At 56.2% G+C, this 22,678-nt stretch carries 25 protein-coding genes; 18 read left to right on the top strand and 7 right to left on the bottom strand.

Going from position 1 to position 22,678, the window contains the following annotated elements:
• The first annotated feature begins 35 nt into the window (after positions 1–35).
• From L6966_RS02270 to nrdF, 7 genes are all read left to right on the top strand, one after another.
• The gene (locus L6966_RS02270) at positions 36–1,124 is read left to right on the top strand and encodes a 2,3-butanediol dehydrogenase (RefSeq protein WP_237232806.1); all 1,089 of its coding nucleotides are present in this window, start codon (positions 36–38) and stop codon (positions 1,122–1,124) included.
• Positions 1,125–1,589: 465 nt separating this feature from the next.
• Positions 1,590–2,030: a hypothetical protein gene (locus L6966_RS02265; RefSeq protein WP_237232805.1), complete on the top strand. Its 441-nt coding sequence runs from the start codon at positions 1,590–1,592 to the stop codon at positions 2,028–2,030.
• Positions 2,031–2,168: 138 nt separating this feature from the next.
• Entirely contained in the window at positions 2,169–3,254 is a 1,086-nt protein-coding gene (locus tag L6966_RS02260) for an App1 family protein (protein WP_237232804.1), read from the top strand.
• Between the two features lie 494 nt (positions 3,255–3,748).
• A complete protein-coding gene (gene nrdH / locus L6966_RS02255) occupies positions 3,749–3,982 on the top strand; it encodes a glutaredoxin-like protein NrdH (RefSeq protein ID WP_083091140.1) in 234 nt (77 codons plus the stop codon).
• Positions 3,983–4,090: 108 nt separating this feature from the next.
• Positions 4,091–4,546 carry a class Ib ribonucleoside-diphosphate reductase assembly flavoprotein NrdI gene (gene nrdI / locus L6966_RS02250; protein ID WP_237232803.1) on the top strand — a complete coding sequence of 152 codons (456 nt, stop codon included), beginning with the start codon at positions 4,091–4,093 and terminating at the stop codon, positions 4,544–4,546.
• A complete protein-coding gene (gene nrdE, locus L6966_RS02245; RefSeq protein ID WP_419721873.1) occupies positions 4,510–6,690 on the top strand; it encodes a class 1b ribonucleoside-diphosphate reductase subunit alpha in 2,181 nt (726 codons plus the stop codon). The genes nrdI and nrdE overlap by 37 nt, the downstream gene beginning before the upstream one ends.
• A gap of 146 nt (positions 6,691–6,836) precedes the next feature.
• Positions 6,837–7,811 (top strand): class 1b ribonucleoside-diphosphate reductase subunit beta, encoded by a 975-nt coding sequence (gene nrdF / locus L6966_RS02240; protein ID WP_237232802.1) that lies wholly within the window; start codon positions 6,837–6,839, stop codon positions 7,809–7,811.
• Positions 7,812–7,903: 92 nt separating this feature from the next.
• Here the strand turns inward: nrdF and L6966_RS02235 are convergent, their stop codons facing one another.
• Positions 7,904–8,383 (bottom strand): P-loop NTPase family protein, encoded by a 480-nt coding sequence (locus tag L6966_RS02235; protein ID WP_237232801.1) that lies wholly within the window; start codon positions 8,381–8,383, stop codon positions 7,904–7,906.
• Between the two features lie 182 nt (positions 8,384–8,565).
• On the opposite strand from L6966_RS02235, the gene L6966_RS02230 reads away from it, so the two are divergent.
• Genes L6966_RS02230 through L6966_RS02220 form a run of 3 tightly spaced genes read left to right on the top strand, consistent with a single transcriptional unit; the run spans position 8,566 to position 11,092 of the window.
• Positions 8,566–9,414, top strand: coding sequence for a GNAT family N-acetyltransferase (locus L6966_RS02230; RefSeq protein WP_237232800.1), 849 nt, complete (start codon positions 8,566–8,568; stop codon positions 9,412–9,414).
• Positions 9,414–10,103: a lipoate--protein ligase family protein gene (locus L6966_RS02225; protein ID WP_237232799.1), complete on the top strand. Its 690-nt coding sequence runs from the start codon at positions 9,414–9,416 to the stop codon at positions 10,101–10,103. Before L6966_RS02230 ends, L6966_RS02225 begins: the two co-directional genes overlap by 1 nt.
• Positions 10,103–11,092 (top strand): SOS response-associated peptidase, encoded by a 990-nt coding sequence (locus L6966_RS02220; protein WP_237232798.1) that lies wholly within the window; start codon positions 10,103–10,105, stop codon positions 11,090–11,092. The genes L6966_RS02225 and L6966_RS02220 overlap by 1 nt, the downstream gene beginning before the upstream one ends.
• A 71-nt stretch (positions 11,093–11,163) precedes the next feature.
• Here the strand turns inward: L6966_RS02220 and L6966_RS02215 are convergent, their stop codons facing one another.
• Positions 11,164–11,673, bottom strand: a complete 510-nt coding sequence (locus tag L6966_RS02215; protein ID WP_237223949.1) for a GNAT family N-acetyltransferase — start codon at positions 11,671–11,673, stop codon at positions 11,164–11,166.
• A gap of 184 nt (positions 11,674–11,857) precedes the next feature.
• Between L6966_RS02215 and L6966_RS02210 the strand changes: the two genes are divergently transcribed.
• Positions 11,858–12,700 (top strand): fumarylacetoacetate hydrolase family protein, encoded by an 843-nt coding sequence (locus tag L6966_RS02210; RefSeq protein WP_237232797.1) that lies wholly within the window; start codon positions 11,858–11,860, stop codon positions 12,698–12,700.
• A 76-nt stretch (positions 12,701–12,776) separates the two neighbouring features.
• Here the strand turns inward: L6966_RS02210 and L6966_RS02205 are convergent, their stop codons facing one another.
• On the bottom strand, positions 12,777–13,100 hold the full coding sequence (locus L6966_RS02205; protein WP_272878581.1) for a hypothetical protein: 324 nt from the start codon (positions 13,098–13,100) through the stop codon (positions 12,777–12,779).
• A gap of 2 nt (positions 13,101–13,102) precedes the next feature.
• Entirely contained in the window at positions 13,103–13,402 is a 300-nt protein-coding gene (locus tag L6966_RS02200; protein ID WP_237235477.1) for an ArsR/SmtB family transcription factor, read from the bottom strand.
• A gap of 141 nt (positions 13,403–13,543) precedes the next feature.
• On the opposite strand from L6966_RS02200, the gene L6966_RS02195 reads away from it, so the two are divergent.
• The 7 genes from L6966_RS02195 to L6966_RS02165 all read left to right on the top strand — a co-directional run bounded on the left by L6966_RS02195 (position 13,544) and on the right by L6966_RS02165 (position 20,592).
• Complete coding sequence (locus tag L6966_RS02195; RefSeq protein ID WP_237232796.1) at positions 13,544–14,488, top strand: DNA-methyltransferase; 945 nt, start codon at positions 13,544–13,546, stop codon at positions 14,486–14,488.
• A 3-nt stretch (positions 14,489–14,491) separates the two neighbouring features.
• Entirely contained in the window at positions 14,492–15,097 is a 606-nt protein-coding gene (locus tag L6966_RS02190; protein ID WP_237232795.1) for a DUF1648 domain-containing protein, read from the top strand.
• A gap of 102 nt (positions 15,098–15,199) precedes the next feature.
• Positions 15,200–17,212 carry a threonine--tRNA ligase gene (gene thrS, locus L6966_RS02185; RefSeq protein WP_237232794.1) on the top strand — a complete coding sequence of 671 codons (2,013 nt, stop codon included), beginning with the start codon at positions 15,200–15,202 and terminating at the stop codon, positions 17,210–17,212.
• 138 nt (positions 17,213–17,350) lie between these two features.
• Positions 17,351–18,364 (top strand): hypothetical protein, encoded by a 1,014-nt coding sequence (locus tag L6966_RS02180; protein WP_237232793.1) that lies wholly within the window; start codon positions 17,351–17,353, stop codon positions 18,362–18,364.
• A gap of 131 nt (positions 18,365–18,495) precedes the next feature.
• Entirely contained in the window at positions 18,496–19,776 is a 1,281-nt protein-coding gene (locus tag L6966_RS02175; protein WP_237232792.1) for a carboxylesterase family protein, read from the top strand.
• A 67-nt stretch (positions 19,777–19,843) separates the two neighbouring features.
• Positions 19,844–20,161, top strand: coding sequence for a nucleotidyltransferase family protein (locus tag L6966_RS02170; protein WP_083091117.1), 318 nt, complete (start codon positions 19,844–19,846; stop codon positions 20,159–20,161).
• Positions 20,158–20,592: a HepT-like ribonuclease domain-containing protein gene (locus L6966_RS02165; protein ID WP_083091116.1), complete on the top strand. Its 435-nt coding sequence runs from the start codon at positions 20,158–20,160 to the stop codon at positions 20,590–20,592. The genes L6966_RS02170 and L6966_RS02165 overlap by 4 nt, the downstream gene beginning before the upstream one ends.
• Here the strand turns inward: L6966_RS02165 and L6966_RS02160 are convergent.
• Genes L6966_RS02160 through L6966_RS02150 form a run of 3 tightly spaced genes read right to left on the bottom strand, consistent with a single transcriptional unit; the run spans position 20,567 to position 22,629 of the window.
• On the bottom strand, positions 20,567–21,070 hold the full coding sequence (locus L6966_RS02160) for a GNAT family N-acetyltransferase (protein WP_237223938.1): 504 nt from the start codon (positions 21,068–21,070) through the stop codon (positions 20,567–20,569). The genes L6966_RS02165 and L6966_RS02160 overlap by 26 nt on opposite strands.
• Positions 21,067–21,561, bottom strand: a complete 495-nt coding sequence (locus L6966_RS02155; RefSeq protein ID WP_237223937.1) for an FBP domain-containing protein — start codon at positions 21,559–21,561, stop codon at positions 21,067–21,069. The genes L6966_RS02160 and L6966_RS02155 overlap by 4 nt, the downstream gene beginning before the upstream one ends.
• A gap of 27 nt (positions 21,562–21,588) precedes the next feature.
• On the bottom strand, positions 21,589–22,629 hold the full coding sequence (locus L6966_RS02150) for an NAD(P)H-dependent flavin oxidoreductase (RefSeq protein ID WP_237223936.1): 1,041 nt from the start codon (positions 22,627–22,629) through the stop codon (positions 21,589–21,591).
• Positions 22,630–22,678 lie beyond the last annotated feature (49 nt).

Below are 22,678 nucleotides of genomic sequence, written 5' to 3'. Positions count from 1 at the left end.
CCCTCGTTACCGCCTTATCAAGGAGAGATCGACCTATGAAAGCCGCACGCTACTACGACAACAAAGACATCCGCATCGAAAACGTTGAAGAACCCACCGTAGGAGCCGGAGAAGTGCTCATCAAGGTTGCCTGGTGCGGTATCTGCGGAACGGACTTGCACGAATACCTGGACGGGCCCATCTTCTGCCCTACCCATAACACACCGCACCCCATCTCTGGCGAAACAGCTCCCGTCACCATGGGCCACGAATTTTCTGGTGTTGTCGAAGCACTGGGGGAGGGTATCAGCGACCTCAAGGTGGGCGACCATGTGGTCGTTGAGCCCTACATTATCGCAGACGATGTGGATACCTCAGAGGGCAACAAAAACTATCACCTTTCTAAAAACATGAACTTTATCGGTCTGGCAGGCCGCGGTGGAGGCCTCGCTGAAAAAATCGCTGTCAAGCGCCGCTGGGTTCACAAAATTTCAAAAGAGGTGCCCCTTGACGAAGCCGCCCTCATCGAGCCTCTCACCGTTGGCTATCACGCCGTCGAACGCGCAGGCGATATCAAGGAAGGCGACGTAGCCCTCATTGGAGGGGCCGGCCCCATCGGGCTACTGACAGCAGCCGTGCTGAAAGCGAAGGGGGCGACAGTCGTCATGAGTGAGCTTTCCTCGCTACGCCGCCAAAAAGCCCTTGATTCAGGAGTCGCTGACTACGCTCTCTCGCCTGCAGATACTGATATCGTCGAAGAGGTCAACAGGCTCACCGGTGGGCGCGGTGCCGACGTTGCCTTTGAATGTACCTCGGTGCAACCCGTTCTCGACACCCTTTTCGCCGCTATCAAACCCCAGGGCGTCATCGTGATCGTCTCTATCTGGGGCAAACCTGCCCAGCTAGATATGCAAAAGCTAGTTCTTAAAGAGGTCGATGTACGCGGTACCATCGCTTACGTCAACAACCACCCTGACACCATCAAACTCGTTGAATCAGGCAAAATCAATCTCAAACCCTTCATCACCGGCAAAATCGCCCTGGAAAACCTCATCGACGAAGGCTTCGACACCCTCATCAACCGCAACGAAACAGCCGTCAAAATTCTAGTGACCGCCGATCCAGAACGACTGAGCGAGAGCTAATATCCTCACGAGTAGTTCCCCCTAGGGCCGCACCGCCCCTCACGATCCCCCACACCAGTACCACATGGTGCGGGGGATCTGCTATAGGCTTTTGGACCCATGCGTCCCACCGATACTACATGGAGCTTGGCAGAAAGATGTTACCGCCGAAGAACTCACCGCAGCGCGTGATCTTGAGCTACACCTTCCAGCCTTTGACGAATTCTTTATTGCCTACAAGGATCGCTCCTACCTCTTCGCGCAGAGAATAGACCCGCTTACGACTATGTCCAAAAACGGAATCAGCTGGCCCTTTTACGTGCGCGGTGGGCTAATCGCCGGGCGGGCGACCTAGGCCTAACGTCAATCAGACGGTGGCCCAGACTCAGCCAGCTACTCACCCGTAGCGCTGGTTTGACTACAAACTGTCAGAAACCAGCGCGTAGCATTACCTCAAGAGACTGTGAAGACGCTATATTTTTATGTATGGCAAAGAAAAAAGTTACCGTAGTATCCGCGCTTGCGGCGACCGCCCTGCTCGCAGGCTGCGCGCAAACCATCGTTCCTGGTATGAGCATCGAGAAGACTGACGGCTGGGGCGGCCGCGAAGACATCACCATCGAGGTAACTGCTGAACACAACGGCACCGGAGCACCTGCAAAGGTCACCGTCTACCAGGATCAGATGAGCTTTGACGGTAACCAGGCTGAGTTCGAGGGCGAAGCCTTATACAAGCTCAACTACGATAACCTGACAGACCTCTCAGACTCACAAATTCGCGTCTCTGTCTCAGCACAGGATCCGGCAGCTGAGGTTTTCTGTGCCATCAAAGGCACCGGCTACTCCCTTGAAGAGGGCGACCACGTTAACCACGCTAACGAAGCAGACGGCACCGGTAGCGCGACCTGCGTGCTGAACGTCGACTAAGCACCCCCACTACCCACACACGTCACACAGGTGGGCGCCGTGGCGGTGCCCACCTTTTACGCGGAACCTCCGCAAGCCCTACCGAGCAATCAAGAACCTCAATATGCGCAGACGATGAGAATATGAAAAACTAATGGCATGAGCACACCAGGGGCACACGAACTACGTTCTATCGTTCAAGAAGCAGCTGACGAAGCCGTCAATATGGGCTATCGCATCGGCGATAATATTCACACTTTCAGGGAGCGCCGAGCAAAGGCAGGCGGTCTCGAACCCGTCATCGTCCCCTCAGTAGGGTACGGCACCCGCGGCTGGGTACGCCTTCTAGGCCGTGCCCTCTACAAGACTGACCTGTTTGAAGGAGTCTTCGATTCTGTTGAAAAAGGCGACCCCACCGTGGAACCCGTACGCGGCTGGAGATCCTTCACCTCAGTAGCTATCTCCCACGCCCAGGTAGATATTGACATTGACGGAATCCACCACCGCGTCCACGCCGATCGAGGGGGAGTCGTTGACGTCAAGATCAAGGTCGAACTTGAGCCGGGTATACACCGGGTCATCATGACTACCCCAGGCTCCCACCCTGCCGTGACCAGCATTTACATCGTCCCCGAAGACCAAACCCTAGGCGTCGTTAGCGACGTGGACGACACCGTCATGAACACCGCCCTGCCCCGCCCCTTTTTAGCGGCCTGGAACAGCTTTGTGCTCAATGAGCACGCCCGGAACTCTACCCCGGGTATGGCCGTCATGATGGACCGACTCCACCGAGCCCACCCCGAAGCTCCTTTCATGTACCTCTCTACCGGCGCATGGAACGTCACTCCCACCCTCCGCCGCTTTTTGCACCGCAATGGCTACCCCAAGGGTACCTTTCTGCTTACAGACTGGGGCCCCACCCCCGATCGCTGGTTCCGTTCGGGTGCCCAGCATAAGGTGAACTCTCTCAAACGTCTTGCCAACGAATTCCCACACATGCGCTGGATTCTTATCGGTGACGACGGCCAACGCGACCCCGAAATCTACAATGGCTTTGCAGTGCGCTACCCCCACAATGTCGAAGCAATCCTGATTCGCAACCTCACTTTCGGCGAGTCTGTGCTCTCATCTGGCCGTGTTTGGGGCGATAACCGTGCCCGCGACATCGTCAAGGGCGATCTCTGGCTTGAAGGTAATGACGGTACCGCCCTCTACGAGCAGCTCAAAGAACGGGGGCTGGTCTGACCAAGCCTGCTTAAACACCTTAAGGGGCGCCCTTGTCAAGCCTGGCAGGGTGCCCCTCGTCATTGTTCAGCGGCAGCAAAAATATTGTTAAAAAGTTCTCTGGACAGGTTTAAACGCTCAAGAAATGATTTAGGTTGAACCCCTTAAACCGCGTAAACACAGGGAACCTGAGCCCTCCGTCTAGCGCCCAAAAGTTTGCTCTCTCCGAGAAACAGACCTGACTAGCAAAAATCGCCCCCCAGGGAGCCATGTGGATAACAGGAGGGGGAATCCGCACAAACTCGCGGGAGAACTGTGGATAGAGCAGTTCTAGAAAATTTTTAGTAACAAACCACACCATCTTGGGTTAGATGCGGTGAGCAGACACTAGATGTAGTATTAAATCTCGGTTCGAGTACCACCGATTAAATTGCTGGAACTCACCACACTAGGCTCCTAATGGAGCGCCCACGCAAAGATTTCCCGCCTGCGCGGGACACCAAGGAGAGACCCCTATGACCGTTACGGTGTACACCAAGCCCGCATGCGTCCAGTGCAACATGACCTACCGCGCTCTCGATAAACTTGGCGTGGAGTACAGCACCGTTGACATTACCAAGGACCCCGAAGCTCTCGAACTCATCAAGTCAATGGGTTACCTACAGGCACCCGTGGTAATCGCAGGTGAAGATCACTGGTCAGGTTTCCAGCCCGATAAGATTAACTCCCTGGCCGCCATGGCGGCCTAAGAGCACCCACCTGTGCCAGGGGCACGGACTGAGCTCGTGCCATCTAACCCAGGTACTATGCGCTTACATTAGTCACCCCCACCATCACATCGATCCAAGGTTATCACCATGGATAAAACCCCCAGCAAACAAGCAGTCGGTGATCCCACCATCGTCTACTTTTCATCAGTCTCAGAGAACACTCACAAGTTCATTCAAAAGACCGGGTTCAAGAGCCTACGGTTACCGCTAAAAACGAGTGCCACGCCGCCAGAAGTAGAAGGGCCCTACGTGCTCTGCATACCCAGCTACGGTAGACCCGGCGGTGCAGGCTCAATACCGCCGCAGGCGATTAAGTTCCTCAATAACCCGCATAACCGGGCGCTCCTTCGAGGGGTCATCGGTGCGGGAAACACCAACTTTGGCAAACTATTTTGCGTAGCAGCAGACAAGGTCGCCGCCAAATGTCGCGTGCCCGTACTCTACAAATTTGAGCTCATGGGCACCCACGAAGACGTCATCACCGTTCAAAAAGGATTGGAAGAATTTTGGATTCAAAACTCCCTGTACCCGGCCTCAGTGTAGAACCCGGGCATGAGGACCCCAGCACCCCCGAAAAGTACCGTGGCATGGGCTACCACGAACTCAACGCTCTTCTCAATCTTTACGATGAAAACGGCCAGATTCAGTTCGAGGCCGACCGGCAGGCAGCACGCCAGTACTTCTTGCAGCATGTCAACAACAACACCGTCTTCTTCCACGACCTTGAAGAGAAAATTGACTACCTGATTAAGCACCAGTACTACGAGCCGGAGGTTTTTGAGAAGTACCCCTTTGAGTTCGTCAAGTCACTGTCAAAACTGGCCTATTCTAAGAAGTTCCGCTTTCCCACCTTCCTGGGGGCCTTCAAGTTCTACACCTCCTACGCGCTCAAGACCTTTGACGGACAGCGCTACCTAGAGCGCTTTGAGGATCGGGTGGTCATGGTAGCCCTGCTGCTGGCAGAAGGCGACCAGGAGCTGGCGACCAAGATTGTTGACGAGGTCATCTCTGGCCGCTTCCAGCCCGCTACCCCCACCTTCCTTAACGCCGGTAAGAAGCAGCGCGGCGAGCTGGTCTCCTGCTTCCTTCTGCGCATTGAAGACAACATGGAGTCCATTGGCCGTTCCATCAACTCAGCCCTGCAGCTCTCCAAGCGCGGCGGCGGCGTTGCTTTTGCTCTAACTAACCTGCGTGAGTCTGGCGCACCCATCAAGAAAATCGAGAACCAGTCCTCCGGCGTCATCCCCGTGATGAAGCTGCTCGAAGACTCCTTCTCTTATGCCAACCAGCTCGGTGCCCGTCAGGGTGCAGGTGCAGTGTACCTGCACGCCCACCACCCCGATATCTACTCCTTCCTTGACACCAAGCGCGAGAACGCTGACGAGAAGATTCGTATTAAGACTCTGTCACTGGGCGTTGTGATTCCCGATATCACCTTTGAGCTGGCTAAGAAGAACGAGGACATGTACCTCTTCTCGCCCTACGACGTAGAGCGTATTTACGGTGTACCCTTCTCAGACATCAACGTCACTGAGAAGTACTACGAGATGGTTGATGATGCTCGTATTAAGAAGAGCAAGATTAACGCCCGCGAGTTCTTCCAGACCCTGGCAGAAATTCAGTTCGAATCGGGCTACCCCTACGTCATGTTCGAAGACACCGTCAACAAGGCCAACCCCATTGACGGCAAGATTATCATGTCTAACCTCTGCTCCGAGATCCTGCAGGTTTCAGAGCCCTCTGTCTACAAGGCTGACCTGGGCTACGAGACCATCGGTAAGGACATCTCCTGCAACCTGGGCTCCCTGAACATCGCCCTGGCGATGGACGGCGGCGACCTGGGCCAGACCGTCGGCACCGCTATACGCGCCTTGACCGCTGTGTCTGACCAGTCAGATATCACCTCTGTTCCCTCCATCGAGCGCGGTAACTCCATGAGCCACGCCGTTGGCCTGGGGCAGATGAACCTGCACGGCTACCTTGCCCGTGAGCACGTCTACTACGGTTCTGAAGAAGCCTTGGACTTCACCAACATCTACTTCTACACGGTGACCTACCACGCGATTCGTGCCTCCATGGAGATTGCCCGCGAACGCAAGCAGACCTTCGTTGGCTTTGAGAAGTCCAAGTACGCTTCAGGGGAGTACTTCGAGAAGTACATCAACGGCACCTGGGACTTTGAAACCGAGCGGGCCCGCGAGCTCTTCGCCGGCCACTTTGTGCCCACCGCTGAGGACTGGAAGCAGCTGGCGGCCGATGTGGCTGAGCACGGTATGTACAACCAGAATCTGCAGGCTGTTCCGCCCACCGGCTCCATCTCTTACATCAACGGCTCAACCTCATCGATTCACCCGATTGCATCGAAGATTGAGATTCGCAAGGAGGGCAAGCTAGGCCGTGTCTACTACCCGGCTCCCTACATGGATAATGAGAACCTGGACTACTACCAGGATTCTTATGAGATCGGTTACGAGAAGATTATCGATACCTACGCCGTGGCTACTCAGCACGTTGATCAGGGCCTGTCGCTGACCCTCTTCTTCAAGGACACCGCCACTACTCGCGATGTCAATAGGGCTCAGATTTATGCCTGGCGTAAGGGCATCAAGACCATCTACTACTCACGGATTCGTCAGATGGCTCTTGAGGGCACCGAGGTTGAGGGCTGCGTCAGCTGCATGCTCTAAATTGAGCTAAAACGAAGAGCCAGCCGCCCCGGTTGCGGGGTGGCTGGCTTCTAGGCCACTGGTGCACAATACGCCTAAGGGTGAAAGAATAGAACTAAGCCTGAACCAGGCAGAGCAAGAATCCAAACTAAGGAGAACCCATCACCATGAGTGAGAAGGTCGAACTAGTCAACCACGTTGAGGCCATCAACTGGAACCGCATTGAAGACGAAAAAGACTTGGAAGTCTGGGATCGTCTGACCGCTAACTTCTGGCTACCCGAGAAGGTGCCGCTCTCTAACGACGTACAGTCCTGGAAGACCCTGACCCCTGAAGAGCAGCAACTGACCATGCGCGTATTCACCGGACTGACCTTGCTTGACACCATCCAGGGTACTGTCGGAGCCGTGTCTCTGCTACCCGATGCCGTCACTGCCCACGAAGAAGCCGTGTACACCAACATCGCCTTTATGGAATCCGTGCACGCTAAATCTTACTCCTCGATTTTCTCTACCCTGGCTTCCACCAAGCAGATTGATGAGGTCTTCCGCTGGTCTACCGAAAACGAGCACTTGCAGAAGAAGGCCCGCATCGTTATGGACTATTACCGTGGCGATGACCCGCTTAAGAAGAAGGTCGCCTCAACCCTGCTTGAGTCCTTCCTCTTCTACTCGGGTTTCTATCTGCCCATGTACTGGTCATCTCGCGCTAAGTTGACCAACACCGCCGACCTGATTCGTCTCATTATTCGCGATGAGGCAGTGCACGGCTACTATATCGGGTACAAGTTCCAGCGTGCCCTCGAAAAAGAGACTCCTGAGCGCCAGGCTGAGCTCAAGGACTACACCTTTGATTTGCTCTACGAACTCTACGAGAACGAAGTGGCCTATACCCACTCCCTCTATGACGGTGTTGGGCTGAGTGAGGACGTGAAGAAGTTCCTTCACTACAATGCCAACAAGGCACTGATGAATCTGGGCTACGAGGCCATGTTCCCCGCCTCGGTCACCAACGTGTCACCCGCGATTCTCTCGGCCCTCTCACCCAACGCCGACGAGAACCACGACTTCTTCTCCGGCTCCGGCTCCTCCTATGTGATCGGCAAGGCCGTGAACACGGAAGATGAGGACTGGGACTTCTAAAGAACCTAGTCATAGGTAGAAAATGACCCCTTGCTGAACCCCATTGTGGGGAAATGGTGAGGGGTCATTTTCTGAGAAGAAGTCGTAGTGGGTCAGTTCCACCACCTCTTCCACACCGTTTTGTCGGGGTAGGTGCGGCGGACGTCCGCCAGGGCCTTCATACGGGCGCGGCTGGGGCCGTCCCACAGAATCCACTTCACAAATTCGAGGTCGAGCTTCTCGGGGCAGCCCTCGGTCATATCCAGCCGGTTAGTGCCGCGGTAGGTGAACCAGCGGCGTCCTGCCCTCCATAGGCGCACTAGGCGGGGCGCTAAGAGAATATAAATACGGTCAGCCTCAGCCAGTCGCCTCTCAAAATGCACATTGGAATAGCCGCCCTCAATCACCCAGCCCTCATGCTCATCCAGAAACTCGCCCACAAGAGAGCGTTCGTCCGCAAGCTCCCGCTCAGCCCACCCCGGCAACCAGTGAACGGTATCAAGGTGCAGCAACGGAACACCATACCCGGCAGCTAACCGCCGCGCCCAGGTGGACTTACCGGCACCGCTCAAACCCAAAACAAGAATCTTCATAGACCCAGCATAAACACCAGCACCCCGCATTTATTCTGAAAAAGCCGCAACTAGTTGCGGGTAAAACAGAATAAGTGCGGAGTGAAGCCAACCTCCCCCTACACGCAATGATGCCACCGGCGTCCGCGCCCCGGCCAAAGCGAGTACCCTAGATAGAGACGTCACCCAGCAGAAAGAGAGCCATGCCCGCGCCTATCACCAGCTACCAGCAGGCTGAGAAGATTCTGGCTGCGCAGCTGTCCATCGACTTGTGCCTGCCTGAACAGGCCATTGATATCGCCCAGCAGCACGGCTCAACCCATCTTTCAGCCCGTCGTCTTCCCCTCGATGAGATGCACCCGGCCCGCCGTCGCTACCGTGATCACTGGGAGCTTCGCCTCATCAACTATCGGGGGCTCACGGTCATTTGTGCCCAGCACCCGCGCGTCCGTGAGGCCGCAGATAACCTGCTGGCCGGGGATAACGGCAACTGGGTAGGCGACTACTCCGAACTGCGCAAACTCAACGACTATCTGACCCCTTACGCCCTACAGCTCTCCGGTACGTCGCTTTTTTATACCCCAGGCAAGGATTTTTTTGCCGAGGTACCGGTAGGTGCAGGCAAGGACGCCCCCGCGCAGCGGGCCGCGCCCGGCGACTATGATTTCTGCTGGCTACAGCCCCAAGACTTTGCTCCTTTGAAGGGTGACCCCAACTTTGAAAATGCCCTCGGTTTCAAAGAATTGCGCCCCGATGTGCAGGTGTTGGGTGCCTACACCGGTGGGGAGCTGGTAGCCCTGGCTGGTGCCAGTGAAGACTCTGACTGGTGCCGCCAAATTGGCATTGACGTGCTACCGGCGCACCGGGGGCGGGGCCTGGCGTCCTACCTGGTGAGGGAGCTGGCAGTCTCCGTCCTCGCTGAAGGCTACGTGCCTTTCTACGGCACCAGCCCCTCGCATATTATCAGTCAGCAGGTGGCGCTGAAGGCGGGGTTGCGCCCGACCTGGTGGGAGTTCGTATCCACAAGCCTCAATGAGATTTCGGTGGACTGATGTTGCACCTTGACCGTGTTGACCCGGCCGCCTGTGGAACCATGGCCCAGATGATTGATTCAGCCATGGTAACCGTGCGCGCTGTGGGTAGGGGAAAAGCCCCCAGTACCCTGCGTCTTTACCGCCCAAAGCCAACGGTAGCTTTTGGGCGCAGGGACGAGCTCAACCCCAGCTTTGCCCGTGCCCGAGCCGCTGCTATGAATCACGGTTTTGAGCCCCTGGTTCGCACCGTGGGTGGGCACGCTGTCGCCTACCACTCGGGCTGCCTGGTGGTGGATCATTTTCAAAAGGCCTCGGACGCCGTCAGCGGCAACCACGAACGCTACGGTATCTTCGGTGCCATGTTTGCTGAGGCTCTCACCGACCTCGGTATTACTGCCGGTGTAGGGGAGCTGCCCGGGGAGTACTGCCCCGGTGAGTATTCGGTCTGGGGTCAGCTACCCGGTGGTCAGCGCGTCAAACTCATCGGCACTGCCCAGCGGGTGGTGGCCGGAGCCTGGTGGTTTTCTTCTGGCATCGTGGTAACGGGTGCGGATAGCTTGCGCCAGGTGACAGCAGATGTCTACCGGGCCCTTGACCTGCCCCTTGACCCCACGACAGTGGGTGCTGCCGCCGACATCGAGCCCCTCATCACCGTTGATGACATCGAAGATGCCGTCATTGAAGCCTACGAAAGTGAGGGGTTCTAGTGTGCGGACGCTACGCTCTTGAACTAGCCCTTGAACACCCCCAGTACATGGCCGGGGTCAAAGTTACCGACCCCATCACCAACTACAACGTAGCGCCTACGAGTACGGTACCGATTTTGGTTGACCAGCTGTTGTTCCCTGCCGAGCAGATTATCGGGGCGGACGGGCCCGCACTGGCGGGTGCGCCTGCCCACCTTGCCGCTGGGCAGGGGGGCGCCTTGGTCTTTACCCGAGAACTACACTCGGCCCGGTGGGGGTTGCTCCCAGGATGGGCTAAGGACCCAGCCTTTTCATCTCGGGCTTTCAACGCCCGCAGTGAAACTATTTTTGAAAAGCCTACCTTCCGTGAGGCCGCTATCTCGGGGCATTGTGCCGTTCCGGTGAGCGGCTACTACGAGTGGAAAACCGAGACCACAGTAGCGGGCAAGCAGGTCAAGACTCCCTACTTTGTGCACCGCGCAGACGGGCGGCCTATTTACTTTGCTGGCCTGTATGAGTGGTGGAAGATTCCAGCAGAATATGCCGAGCCCGGTGGGCCCTTTCCGGGTAAAGAAGGGGAATGGCTGCTGTCCTGTTCAATTGTGACTATGGATTCTCCCGGTAACGGTGAGTTCGACCCTGGGATTATGGCTGATTTGGGTGGCGATCCCGGCTACTCCACCGATATTGAGCGGCAGCTGGGTCAGCTACATAACCGCCTACCCATACCATTGCACGTGGCTGATGATGCTGAAATCAACGAAACTGATAGCCTGACCGCCTGGCTCAGGTCAGGCCGACCAGCCGGTGCCCCTAAGCCCAGCGCCGAGCAGAAGAGGGTCTACCGTGCCCAGGCGCAGGCGTCCTTGCAACTTATTCGGGGGCGAGCCTTTGCCGAGACCGCAGGCTGGGCCATGCGCGAGGTCAGCAAGGACGTTGGCAAGGTGCGAAACAACGCCCCCTACCTGCTGGAACCAGTCGAAGATCTGTTCAGTAGTCTAAGAAACTAATTTAACGGGGTAGAGCCCTAGTTCCGCTGCTGGTGCGGGTAGGGCTCAACCGTTCCTAGTCTATCGCTTGTCTAGAGAATGTCGTCGTCTTCCTCCGGGAACCAGCGGTTGAAGTCCAGGGTCAGATACAGGGCAAGGGCAGCTGAGTTATTCTCGCTGATGCGCACAGATACCTGCTCGTAGCCGTCCTCAAACATCTGATCAATGCTACGGCGAATCAGCTGCTCTGCCAGGCCTTCGCGGCGGCGGGAGGCTGCTGTGAAGAGTTCGTAGATGGTCGGCAGGCTCTTGGGCTCAGTTACTACGCGGTGCTTGAGGCAGAGTGAGGCGGCAACGATACGGTTGTGCTCGTCAACCACCACGGGGGAGGCCTCGGTGTAGAACTCGCCGTGCTCACCTTTGAGTATGCGTTCCATCTCTGCTGCCGCATCAGCCTGGGAGGCAAAGCGGTCATCGTTGTAGGAGGCGAAGTAGAGCCGGGCCAGGGCCTCCGCGTCGTCAAGCTGCGCGGGGCGGGTGCTTACGGTAATGGGTTTGCGTGATTTCGAAGTCTGAGAAATCAGGGTTATCGAGCCGCTCATCGTAGGCCTCCTTGGGGGTGGGGATGTTTTACACTGTGTTGTATAGAATACTCTGTTGCCTGATATATTCCTACAGTGTTACCAATTATTCACCTGGTCATAACGAATATTGCTTCATAAACAAGGGTACAAACCGGAGGGTCGCGCGGCGCAGGCCGAGACCCTGTACGATGAGGGGCTTTGCATGAAATTTGGTCAAATTTATAAGGACGGTAAGGCGCGTGCGGTCGTGCACAGCGGGGGAGCCTGGTACCTACTTCCCCGGCCGCTTCATAAGTACGTTGGGTCTAGTGATTTGGGGTCGGTGAGCCCAGCGGAGCTGGGTGCCCGACGGATCGAGCTCGCCGAGCACGATTTCGTTCGCCCACTGAATAAGGTACAACGGGTGCTTTGCGTAGGTTTGAACTTTACCGATCACGCTTCCGAGGTTGGTACGAGCTTGCCCCAGTACCCCACGATTTTTACCAAGTTCGGAAATGCCCTGGTGGGCCCGGGGGAGGCCATTGAGCTACCTGTTGAGAGCAGCAAAATCGACTGGGAAGTCGAACTCTGTGCCGTGGTGGGGCGCAGGGGCCGCCGTCTCTCTGAGGGAGAGGTAGACGATTACCTGCTGGGGTATACAGTACTTAACGATGTCTCTGTGCGCGACTGGCAGGGCCGCACTTCTGAGTGGTTTCAGGGCAAGAACTGGGATCGCATGACTCCCTTTGGGCCGGTTATTGTTAGCCCTGATGAACTGGATATAACCGGTGGGCTGACTATGACCTGCACCGTTGATGGAGAGACCCGTCAGCAGGGCTCTACCGCCAACCTGATTTTTGCCCCGGCCCAGGTTGTCTCATACATTTCCACCTTTATGACGCTCGAACCCGGCGACCTTATCGCCCTGGGTACGCCCGCCGGGGTGGGGCTGTCTTTACGGCCGCGCAAGTGGCTGGCAGATGGGCAGGTGGTTGAAACTTCTATTGAGGGGATCGGTAGTTTAACTAATGTGTGCTCACGAGCAAAACCACCGGCAGTAGTTTAAAGGAAAGGAGCCCGCGCCCCTGAAACAGGGGGCGGGCCCGGATAATACCATTACCGATAAGGTCTAAAGCAAGCAATTAGGCTGCGTGCTGGCACGTTGTGCAGGTGCATGCTTCACATGAGCAGTTTGCGCAGGCGTCGTTGCATTCTTCGCACTGGCACTTGTTGTGGTTGCAGGTCTTGCAGGTGCAGTTTTCGCAGGTGCACGCTACACAGAGATCATTGCAGTCCTTGCATTCACAGGTGGTGCACTCGTCGTAGTGACCATTGTGCTCGCGATGGGCGTGGCCATCGTGCAGGTAGTCAACGTGGTCGAGGTGGATAACAGCCTCGTGGCCGCAGTTGGGGCCGTGGGTGTGAGCGTGGGCTTCAGATTCGCGGTGTAGGGTTGCAGTGCTCATAATCATTCCTTTGTATGTTTCTGCACGTCAATAATGACGTGTGTGATGTGGTCATCGGCCAGGGTGTAAAAAGTCTTGCGGCCTTCCTGCCAGCTGGTGACCACATGGGCATCTTTGAGAAGCTTGAGATGGTGACTGGTGAGGGGTTGTGACACCCCAAGGCAGGCATGGATTTCGCTCACAGTGTGGGGGCTCTTCATAAGATGGTGGCAAATAGCCAGTCTTAGAGGGTGCGCCAGCGCTGAGAAGAGATTGACCGATGGTTCAAAGTCTTCTAGCGAGTAACTGTCAACGGGTTCCATAAATAAAACTTTATATAAAAAAGTTCTTATGAGTCAAGGGTTGTGGGAATGTTTCACAGCGCCACAAAACGCCCTGGGTGACTGTTTCTCACTTACGCTCAGTGCACGCAGGGGCAGGGCGCTTGGGGTATTCTGTACCTTGTGTCAAAACGTTCTTTGTGGTCAGCAGATAGCACCAGCGTGGTGATTCACGGCGATAATCTAGCCGTGCTCAAAAACCTGCCCGCAGAGAGCTTCCAGCTCATTTACATTGACCCGCCCTTTAATACGGGTAAGGTGCAGAAACGTCAGAGCATTAAGACGGTGCGTACCGAGGGCGGTAGCCGGGTGGGCTACAAGGGCCACACCTACGAGACCATCAAGGGCGATATCTACGGGTATTCTGACTCCTTTGAGAATTACTGGGAGTTCTTAGAGCCCCGCCTTATGCAGGCCTGGCGGTTGCTCAAGCCTACCGGTACCCTCTACCTGCACCTGGACTACCGCGAGGTCCACTACGCCAAGGTCGTGCTCGATGCTCTCTTTGGCCGCGAGTCCTTCTTGAACGAGATTATTTGGGCTTATGATTATGGGGCTAAGTCCAAGAAGAAGTGGCCTGCTAAGCACGATAACATCCTGGTCTACGTGAAAGACCCTGAGAACTATTACTTCAATTCTGAGGCGGTTGATCGCGAGCCTTATATGGCGCCCGGCCTGGTCACGCCTGAAAAGGCAGAGATTGGCAAGCTACCTACGGACGTCTGGTGGCACACCATCGTCTCGCCCAGTGGTAGGGAAAAAACCGGCTATGCCACCCAGAAGCCCCTGGGTATTCTGCGCCGCATTGTGCAGGCCTCCAGCGCACCCGGTGACTGGGTGCTGGACTTCTTCGGCGGTTCTGGCACTACCGGCCACGCCTGCGCCCAGCTTAACCGCAACTTCCTGATGATTGACCAAAACCTCGAGGCTATCAAGGTCATGCGCAAGCGCCTAAAGGCCGTGGACGGGCTCGAGGTAACTTTCAAGAAGTCCCGCGCGAAGGCTTCTCTGGCAGGAGCCAAGGTCACGCCCAAGACGGCTGCTATCAAGAAGACCAAGAGCAAGTAGACCATGACGTCCGCCTACCCGCCTATTAAGCCCAACCGCACCTGGTTCCTTGCGGCCCTGGGGTTGGTAGTTGCTGAGGTGATATATCTGGCCCTGGTCTACCCGTCGCTGCCGCAACAGTTACCGGTGCATTACAGCCTGTGGGGTCGGGCGGACGGCTGGGTAGACAAGAGCGTCTGGTCGGTTTTCGGGCTGACAGGTATATTGCTTCCTCTTCTTGCCCTGGTTTGGTGGAGTGGAGCAGCTATGGGGCGAATGGCAAGCAAGGACGCTTCAGCCCAGTCCCACGACGCATTTTCACCTCACGCGGGCAAGCAGGGGCAGCGCCAGTTGGCCGCTGCGCAGGCCCTGGGCCTGGATGCCCGGGTGTACTCTGCCCGCCGTCTCTACGCCCAGACGCAGGCCGTGGTTCCCTCCTTTTCCGGCCTGGCCCTTGCCCTGGTGCTAGCCGTCAAAGTTATTAACCTGACCATGACCGGGGCGCTGGGGGAGGCGTCCGTCCTTATTGCCCCTGTGCTGGTGGTGGGCTACTGCCTCTTCCTGACCGCCCGCTCCTACCTCGCTGGTGAAAACTTCGATACCCGCGCCCTAGCAAAGGGCGCAAAGTAGCCTAACCAGCGGTAAAATAAGGTTTGTTCTGCACCCTCGTACCGTGCAGATGTATCGATAGCTCACCCGTTGTAGGGGTGGGCACAAACCTAGGAGACACATTTGTCCGCTCTTTCCATTTCCGTCGCAGGTGCCGCTCAGCAGGTTGAAGCTGGCACCACCGCAGCCGACCTGTTCGCAGAGAACCCCGAGATCGTCGTTGCCCGTATCAACGGCACCCTGGTTGACCTCTCCACCGAACTGACTGACGGCGACGCTGTCGAGTCTGTTTCTGTCCATGAAAAAGACGGCCTGAACGTCCTGCGTCACTCGGCCGCCCACGTCATGGCCCAGGCTGTGCAGAACTACCGCAAGGACGCCAAGCTCGGCATCGGCCCCTACATCACCGACGGTTTCTACTTCGACTTCGATGTTGAAGAGCCCTTCACCCCCGAAGATCTCAAGAAGATTGAGAAGGACATGGTGAAGATTATCAAGAGCGGTCAGACCTTCCGCCGCCGCGTGGTCACCCAGGCTGAGGCTGAGGCCGAGATGGCCGATGAACCCTACAAGCTGGAACTGCTGACCCTCTCCCAGGGCCCAGGCTCCGGTGCGGACGCTGCCGAGGGTGCCTCCGTTGAGGTCGGTGCCGGTGACATCACCATCTACGACAACGTGAACAAGAAGGGGGAGACCGTCTGGAAGGACCTCTGCCGCGGCCCCCACGTGCCCAATACCAAGCTGATTGCTAACGGTTACGCGCTGATGCGTTCCGGTGGTGCCTACTGGCGCGGTTCTGAGAAGAACCCCATGCTGCAGCGTATCTACGGCACCGCCTGGCCTTCTAAGGAAGAGCTGGTTGCCTACAAGGAGCGCATTGCTGAGGCTGAGCGCCGCGACCACCGCCGTCTGGGTGAAGAGCTTGACCTCTTCTCCTTCCCCAAGACCATCGGCCCGGGCCTGCCCGTGATTCACCCCAAGGGCGGCGTCATTCTGCGCGCCATGGAAGACTACGTGCGTGCCCGCCACATCGCTGAGGGCTTCCAGTACGTCAAGACCCCCCACATCTCTAAGGAAGATCTCTTCTACACCTCCGGGCACCTGCCCTACTACTCAGACGGCATGTTCCCCCCGATGGAGGACGAGGGCCAGGCCTACCGCCTTAAGGCCATGAACTGCCCCATGCACAACGAGATTTTCCGCTCTCGTGGCCGCTCCTACCGTGAGCTACCCCTGCGTCTCTTTGAGTTCGGTTCTGTCTACCGCGATGAGAAGTCCGGCGTGCTATCCGGCCTGACCCGTGTGCGCATGATTACCCAGGACGACTCCCACTCCTACGTCACTAAGGAGCAGGCACCTGCTGAGGTTGCCCACCTGCTCAAGTTCATGCTCTCCCTGCTAGAGGACTTTGGCATGACGGACTTCTACCTGGAACTGTCCACCCGCGACACCGAGGGCGATAAGAAGGATAAGTTCATCGGTACGGACGAGCAGTGGGAAGAAGCTACCGCTGTTCTGGAGAAGGTTGCCGCTGAGACCGGTCTGGAACTGGTGGCTGACCCGGGTGGCGCTGCCTTCTACGGCCCCAAGATTTCTATTCAGGCTAAGGACGCAATTGGCCGCACCTGGCAGATGTCCACCGTGCAGTACGACTTCAACCAACCTGCCCGCTTCGGTCTGGAATACCAGGCATCAGACGGCACCCGCCAGGAACCGGTCATGATTCACTCAGCCAAGTTCGGTTCATTTGAGCGTTTCATGGGTGTGCTGATTGAGCACTACGCCGGTGCTTTCCCTGCCTGGCTGGCCCCCGTTCAGGTGATTGGTGTGCCTGTTGCTGAGGCCTTCAATGATTACATGGGTGAGGTTGCTGCCAAGCTCAAGGCCCGCGGCGTGCGCGTTGAGGTGGATTACGGTACCGACCGCTTCCCCAAGAAGATTCGTACCGCCTCTAAGGAGAAGGTACCCTTCATCCTGATTGCCGGTGGCGAGGACGTCGAGAAGGGCGCCGTCAGTTTCCGTTTCCGCGACGGCTCCCAGGAAAACGGCGTGCCCGTGGACGAAGCCGTGGAGCGAATCGTGAAGCATATTGAAGAAAGGGTTAATGAGGATCCTAGAGAAATTTCGGCTGAGTAAGGGGATCTATTGTCCGAATGGGACCTAGCAACGAGCGTGTCGGGAAGCGATCATAAGTAACTCCTTAATATGGTTAGCTTGTCTCAAGTAGAACTTTGCCTAACGTTTGGCCTATTTTTGAGGTAGAAGGTTTATTTAATGTTTGATTGGTTTTTTGCCGCAGAAACATCCAGGGTTATTCTTACCACGCTGATTGGGTCAGCTGCTGCAATATACTCTGCATTTATTGCTTCACGCAATGTCTCAAAAACAATAAGAAACCAAAATAAAGGACTTCCGCCCGAGCTTTTACGTCTAGAAAAAATTCAACAGATTATTGTAAACCATAATTCCGATGAATTTTTGAGAGAAATTGATGTAACAGGTCTTAGGGATGAGTATAAGAAGGCGATACATAGGTCAATTCTGGAGTCTAAAATCGGAAACTTGGGGATCCAGGATCAGTATGCCAGAAAAAAGTTGCTTGAAATACCAGAAAAAACTGCAGATAATTCCACATTCCCTAACCTAAATAATATACATGGAGGTAAAATCGATAGGCTTGCTAAACTTTCTGGAATCTTGCTCATGATTCTGGGAACTCTCGTACTTATCCTATCTGTAATTATATTAACTTTTGTCATTGGTTACCTGGCAATGCAATTCATGGACGGATCGGGTATTGAAGTTAATGAAACTCTGGGTGTGATCTTGACTTCAATAGGTGTCCTTATTATAGGTATTACTATAATATTTATGGGTAGCTCTATAGTCAATCGTCGGGGTGTGCTTGATATTGAGACCGATTTAATTGTGAGGAATGTTTACCAACACTATTCTATGTACTTCACTGGAAGCACTTCAGTGGTGGTGGAAAATGAATCGGAAATTAAAAAGAGAGTAATTTTTGAAAACTCAAAAAAATATAGAAATTGGTCTATATTAAACCCTGATAAATCTTCTTGGGACTACGGCTTCAATTCTGAATCACCTCTTAGTGCTGAGGAGATAAGAATTGCAACTCCTAAGGGTTATACTGTTGTTACTAATAAGTTTTTATTTACTATGTTCCCTTTCATGTTTAAATGTAGAGGGAGGAAAGTTGTGAGGAATAAATCAAATCAAACTCAACGATGTGAATCCCTAAGTACTATCGGCACAGGCACGCCCTGATCCTCTCCTCACGTCCGAGGGGTTCTAAAACCACTCAAGGGTTCTCGACTATTGCAACTACCTGATTCTGTGGGCAAAAGATTCTCAGTGCTAGGTTGGGAGTAACTACCTTCCTAGTAGCAAGGACTTCCATGAACATAGCCGGCCTGGGTGAACGGGTCAGTGCAGCCCACTACTATCGCGGTATCCCTTACGCGCGGGCGCGCAGATTTGCCGTGCCGTGTCCGCTCAGCCTCGACGACCTGCCCACCAGCTTCACCGCCACCGACCCCGCACCCGCTGCGCCCCAGCACGTGCGCCCCGGCAAAAAAGGAATGCGGCAGGCCCCGCTCATGAGCGAAGACTGCCAAAACCTCACCATCGTCACCCCGGCGGACGTCCGTACCGGCGAGCGCCTGCCGGTCATGGTTTACTTCCACGGCGGCTCCTACGTCTACGGTTCCGGGGACGGGCAACGCTACGACCCCTACCTGCTGGTCACCGAGCACCGCCTCATCGTGGTCAAGGTGACGCATCGGCTGGGCTACCTGGGCTTTATGGGTGGGGCGTCCGGGCGTCCTGCTAATCTCGGGCTGCTCGATGCCCGCCAGGCCCTGCGCTGGGTCCGCCGACATATCGCGGGCTTCGGGGGAGACCCCGACCGCGTCACCGCCTTTGGGCAGTCAGCGGGTGGCGACCTGGTTGCCCGCCTCATGATCGCGGACGGTGTGGTGGAGGAAAATCTCTTCCAACAGGCCATCATACAAAGCGCCCCCTTGTACTTGATTCACGGCAAGGACGCCATGACCCGCCATCTGCTGACCCTCACCTCCCAGATTCCCTTGGACGCACCCGCCGAAGTATGGGCTCGGGCGTCCCACCGGCACGTCATGGCTAACCCTTTCCGGTTTGGGCTTGACCGCGCCATGATGCCCTTCGGCTGCCACTACGGGCACTACCCCCTGCCAGCCGAAGAGCATGAGGACGCCGCCTACCGGGCGGTTGCGCCCCATTTCAAAGTTCTGGTGGGGTCCCTGGAACGGGAGTCGGGCTACTTCACTCCGCCGCTAACTGGTAGGGTCGGGCGAGCGCAACGGGCCCTGCTGGAGAAGCAGATTCGTTCATTTTCCCAGCGGCTGTACGCCGACCCGGCGCGGGTCTTTGCCCAGCGACATCAGGACGCCGGTGGACAGGCCCTTGCCTACCGGCTGGCAACGGGCGCGGTGGGGGGCCCATTCGAGTCTGTCCACTGCACTGACCTTGCCCTGCTCTTTGATAACCCTATTTGGGAAGATAGCCGGCTGTGGGCGGGAGCAAGCAGGCAGAACCAGGAGAAGCAGGGCGCGGCTCTTCGGTCTATCTGGGCTGGCTTCGCCCGCACGGGGGAGTATGCCCGGGAGTGTTTTGAGGTAGCTAGGCTTCGGGAGATGTAGAAGGTACGGGGTGTAAATATGGGGGAGACCTACCGCGACAAAGCCCTGACCAACTAAACTGGTACTTGTGAAAGCCACACCCGAAACCCTCAAACTGCGGAGCCTCGTTGAAGAGCACCGAGCTGAAATAGATCAAGTATTTGAACAGTACGGTGCAAGTAACCCACGACTTTTTGGGTCTGTGGCACGTGGAGATGCAGACGAAACGAGCGACATCGATATTATGGTGGATCTGCACGAACCAGACCGTAGAAGGCTCATGCGGTTAGCCGGAATGTCACAGTCACTCCGTGAGATTCTCAACGTCTCAGTTGACGTAGTAACACCTGGCATTCTCAAAACCCAGGTATCTGACTTCGCTCTCAAAGAGGCAGTTGCGCTATGAGCCGTCCGATAGAACTTAGACTGATGGACATCCAAGAGGCCATCGACAGCTGTTTCAGATACCAAAAATATCTCGAGGTTTCCGACACTCAAGAAATGGCCCTAGACGCAATCTTGCGAAACCTGGCTATTATCGGGGAAGCGGTAAACCATCTTCCGAAAGCCTTAAAAGACCAGGCTCCAGAGGTAGAGTGGCGGGCAATCGTAGGGTTAAGAAACTTCCTAGTACATCAATACTTCTCAGTATCTGCTGAAGAAATCCAAGACATTCTCAATGAGGATTTGAAATCTCTTCGCGCTACGGTTGAAAACTTCATCAATATCGGTGGCCGAGTTGAACCAGATGGGGCACGGTTTCTCCGAGAGCTGTCTATGCAAGAAGACATCACCCATGATGATGAAAACCTTAGTTTAGATAAACCGGCCGAGTGAAAACTTCTACCGTGGAGATTACGTCACCCTGGGAAAAGTCCTTGACCTCACCGCTGGGTATGTACCCTAGGGCCCGCCAGAAAGGTTCGGCAATCTCAGCATTAGTTGCCACAATTCCCAAACGTAAGATGCTGATGTTTGGGTGCTGTCGAACCGCACCCAGGTAGGCCTCGTGCAGGGCCCGGCCCACCCCGCGTCCTCGCGCCTGCCCATCAACCAGGGCCAGGGCCACATGGGCGAACTCCGCGGATGGAAACCCCAGCACGGCGATCAAAACCCCAACCAGGCGTCCGCCATCGAAGGCCCCCAGTAACACAGGGGAGTGGGATAAACCGGGTGGAAAGACCGTCAGGTTTTCCAAGGCAGAGTCGGGCTCGGCGGGGCGGCCCGAAATTCGTAGGAAGTAATCGGGGTTCTGGTCATAGAGTGCCTGGACCAAATCAGCCTGGGTGGGCGCGAGCGTCTCAACCTGAATCATGCGGCTCCCTCCACCAGTCGCTCAATAAACCTGACCGCATTATCGCGGGTGCGAGCTATGCGCTCTTCGAGGGACAGGGTCTCGTCCATCTGGCGAATACCTGCCGGCTTTTTCTTGCCCCGTACATAGTTGGTGCAGGCCAGGTTGGAGCATAGGTAGGTGCCGATGGTGTTGCCGCGTCGCCCCGACTCGCCCGGCCGGGCCGCCGTATACAGCGAGATCCCCGACCCAGGGTGCAGAGTCAGGCAGAACTGGCACATCTGAGCGGCCTTACTCTGGGCCTTAGACTTTTGCAGCAGCACGCCCTGCACCTGCCCTTCGTGTTCCACGACCAGGCAACCCTTGAGCGGGCTTTTCGGGTCGAGCCAGGATAGGAAAATCAGGTCGTCCCAATTCTGGTCCTTGAGGCTGGGTAGGTTGAGGCGTTTAGCCTCGCCCTTAGAGCAGTTAATAAAAGACGAGCGGACGGCAGCTTCGGTCAGTTCTTGCATACCTGCAAGTTTACCCCGCGATGGTAGCTACCGCGCTGGAACAAGGTTGCGTAGAATCTCTGCGGCCGGTCCGCCCCTCATGCCCGTATAGGGCTCACCCGCCCAGGCATGAATCCACTCAGTATCACCGCGTAGGGCAGCTGCCCGCCTCAAGGGACCCGTCACCTCATGCACACCCGGGTAAAGAGCGGGGGCTGTATCGTGGTGGCGTTCCACCCAGCTATTTCTGATCGCACGGGCAAAACGACCAGTAAAAGCCCTTGTCATCAGAGTTTCTCGCGCAGGGGCTTGTAACAGGTTTCGATGGGGCTCTGACGTTCCAGCCTCATCTGCCAGTAAGAGCAGGGTGCCTAGCTGAACAGCTACCGCGCCAGACGCGAGTAGGCTTTGCACCTGCTCAGCGGTGCGGACGCCGCCCGCAGCTACCAGGGGCACAGTGCAGATCCTGCGCACCTCCTCGAGTAACCGCGGTAGCGGCAACTCATTCAGCTCATCAGTCACAGAAAAAGTGGACTGGTGCCCGCCTGCGGCAGGGCCCTGCACACAGAGGAAATCAGCGCCAGCTTGTTCAGCGGTAAGGGCGTCCTGCGGGCGGGTAACGGTTACGCCTACCAGGGAACCGGACTCCTGCAGCAACTGCATCAGATCGGCGCTGGGGCAGCCAAAGGTAAAAGTCACCACAGCAATACGGTGGGAGATAACAACCTCCATGAGCTCGGTGAAAACCCGAGACTCGCTCTCACCCGTAGCTTGTGCCTCACCCGGCTCACTTCCCAGGTATTCCGCTACCGGCTGTAGCGCGGAGGTAAACCGCGCTAGTTGCGCCCCGGCGTCCTCGGGTATTTGCTCATCGGTGATGGGCATAAAGAGATTCACCCCAAAGGTGCGGCTGGTCAGCGCCCGGGTCTGCTGGATCTGACGTGTAAGAGCTTCAGCAGAAAGATAGCCGCCGGCTAAGAGGCCAAGTCCACCGGCTTCTGAGACTGCCGCAGCGAGCTCAGGAGTAGAAGGCCCGCCAGCCATGGGTGCGGCAACCAGGGATATATCGAGGTCGGAGAAAGAAAACACGGGGCTCCTCACATCAGCGCTTGCTGCCTGTAAGTCTACCCCTCACCGC

It is taken from the genome of Rothia nasisuis (genome assembly GCF_928381405.1).
Lineage (GTDB): Bacteria > Actinomycetota > Actinomycetes > Actinomycetales > Micrococcaceae > Rothia > Rothia nasisuis.
This window is presented reverse-complemented; position numbering and strand designations above follow the sequence as displayed.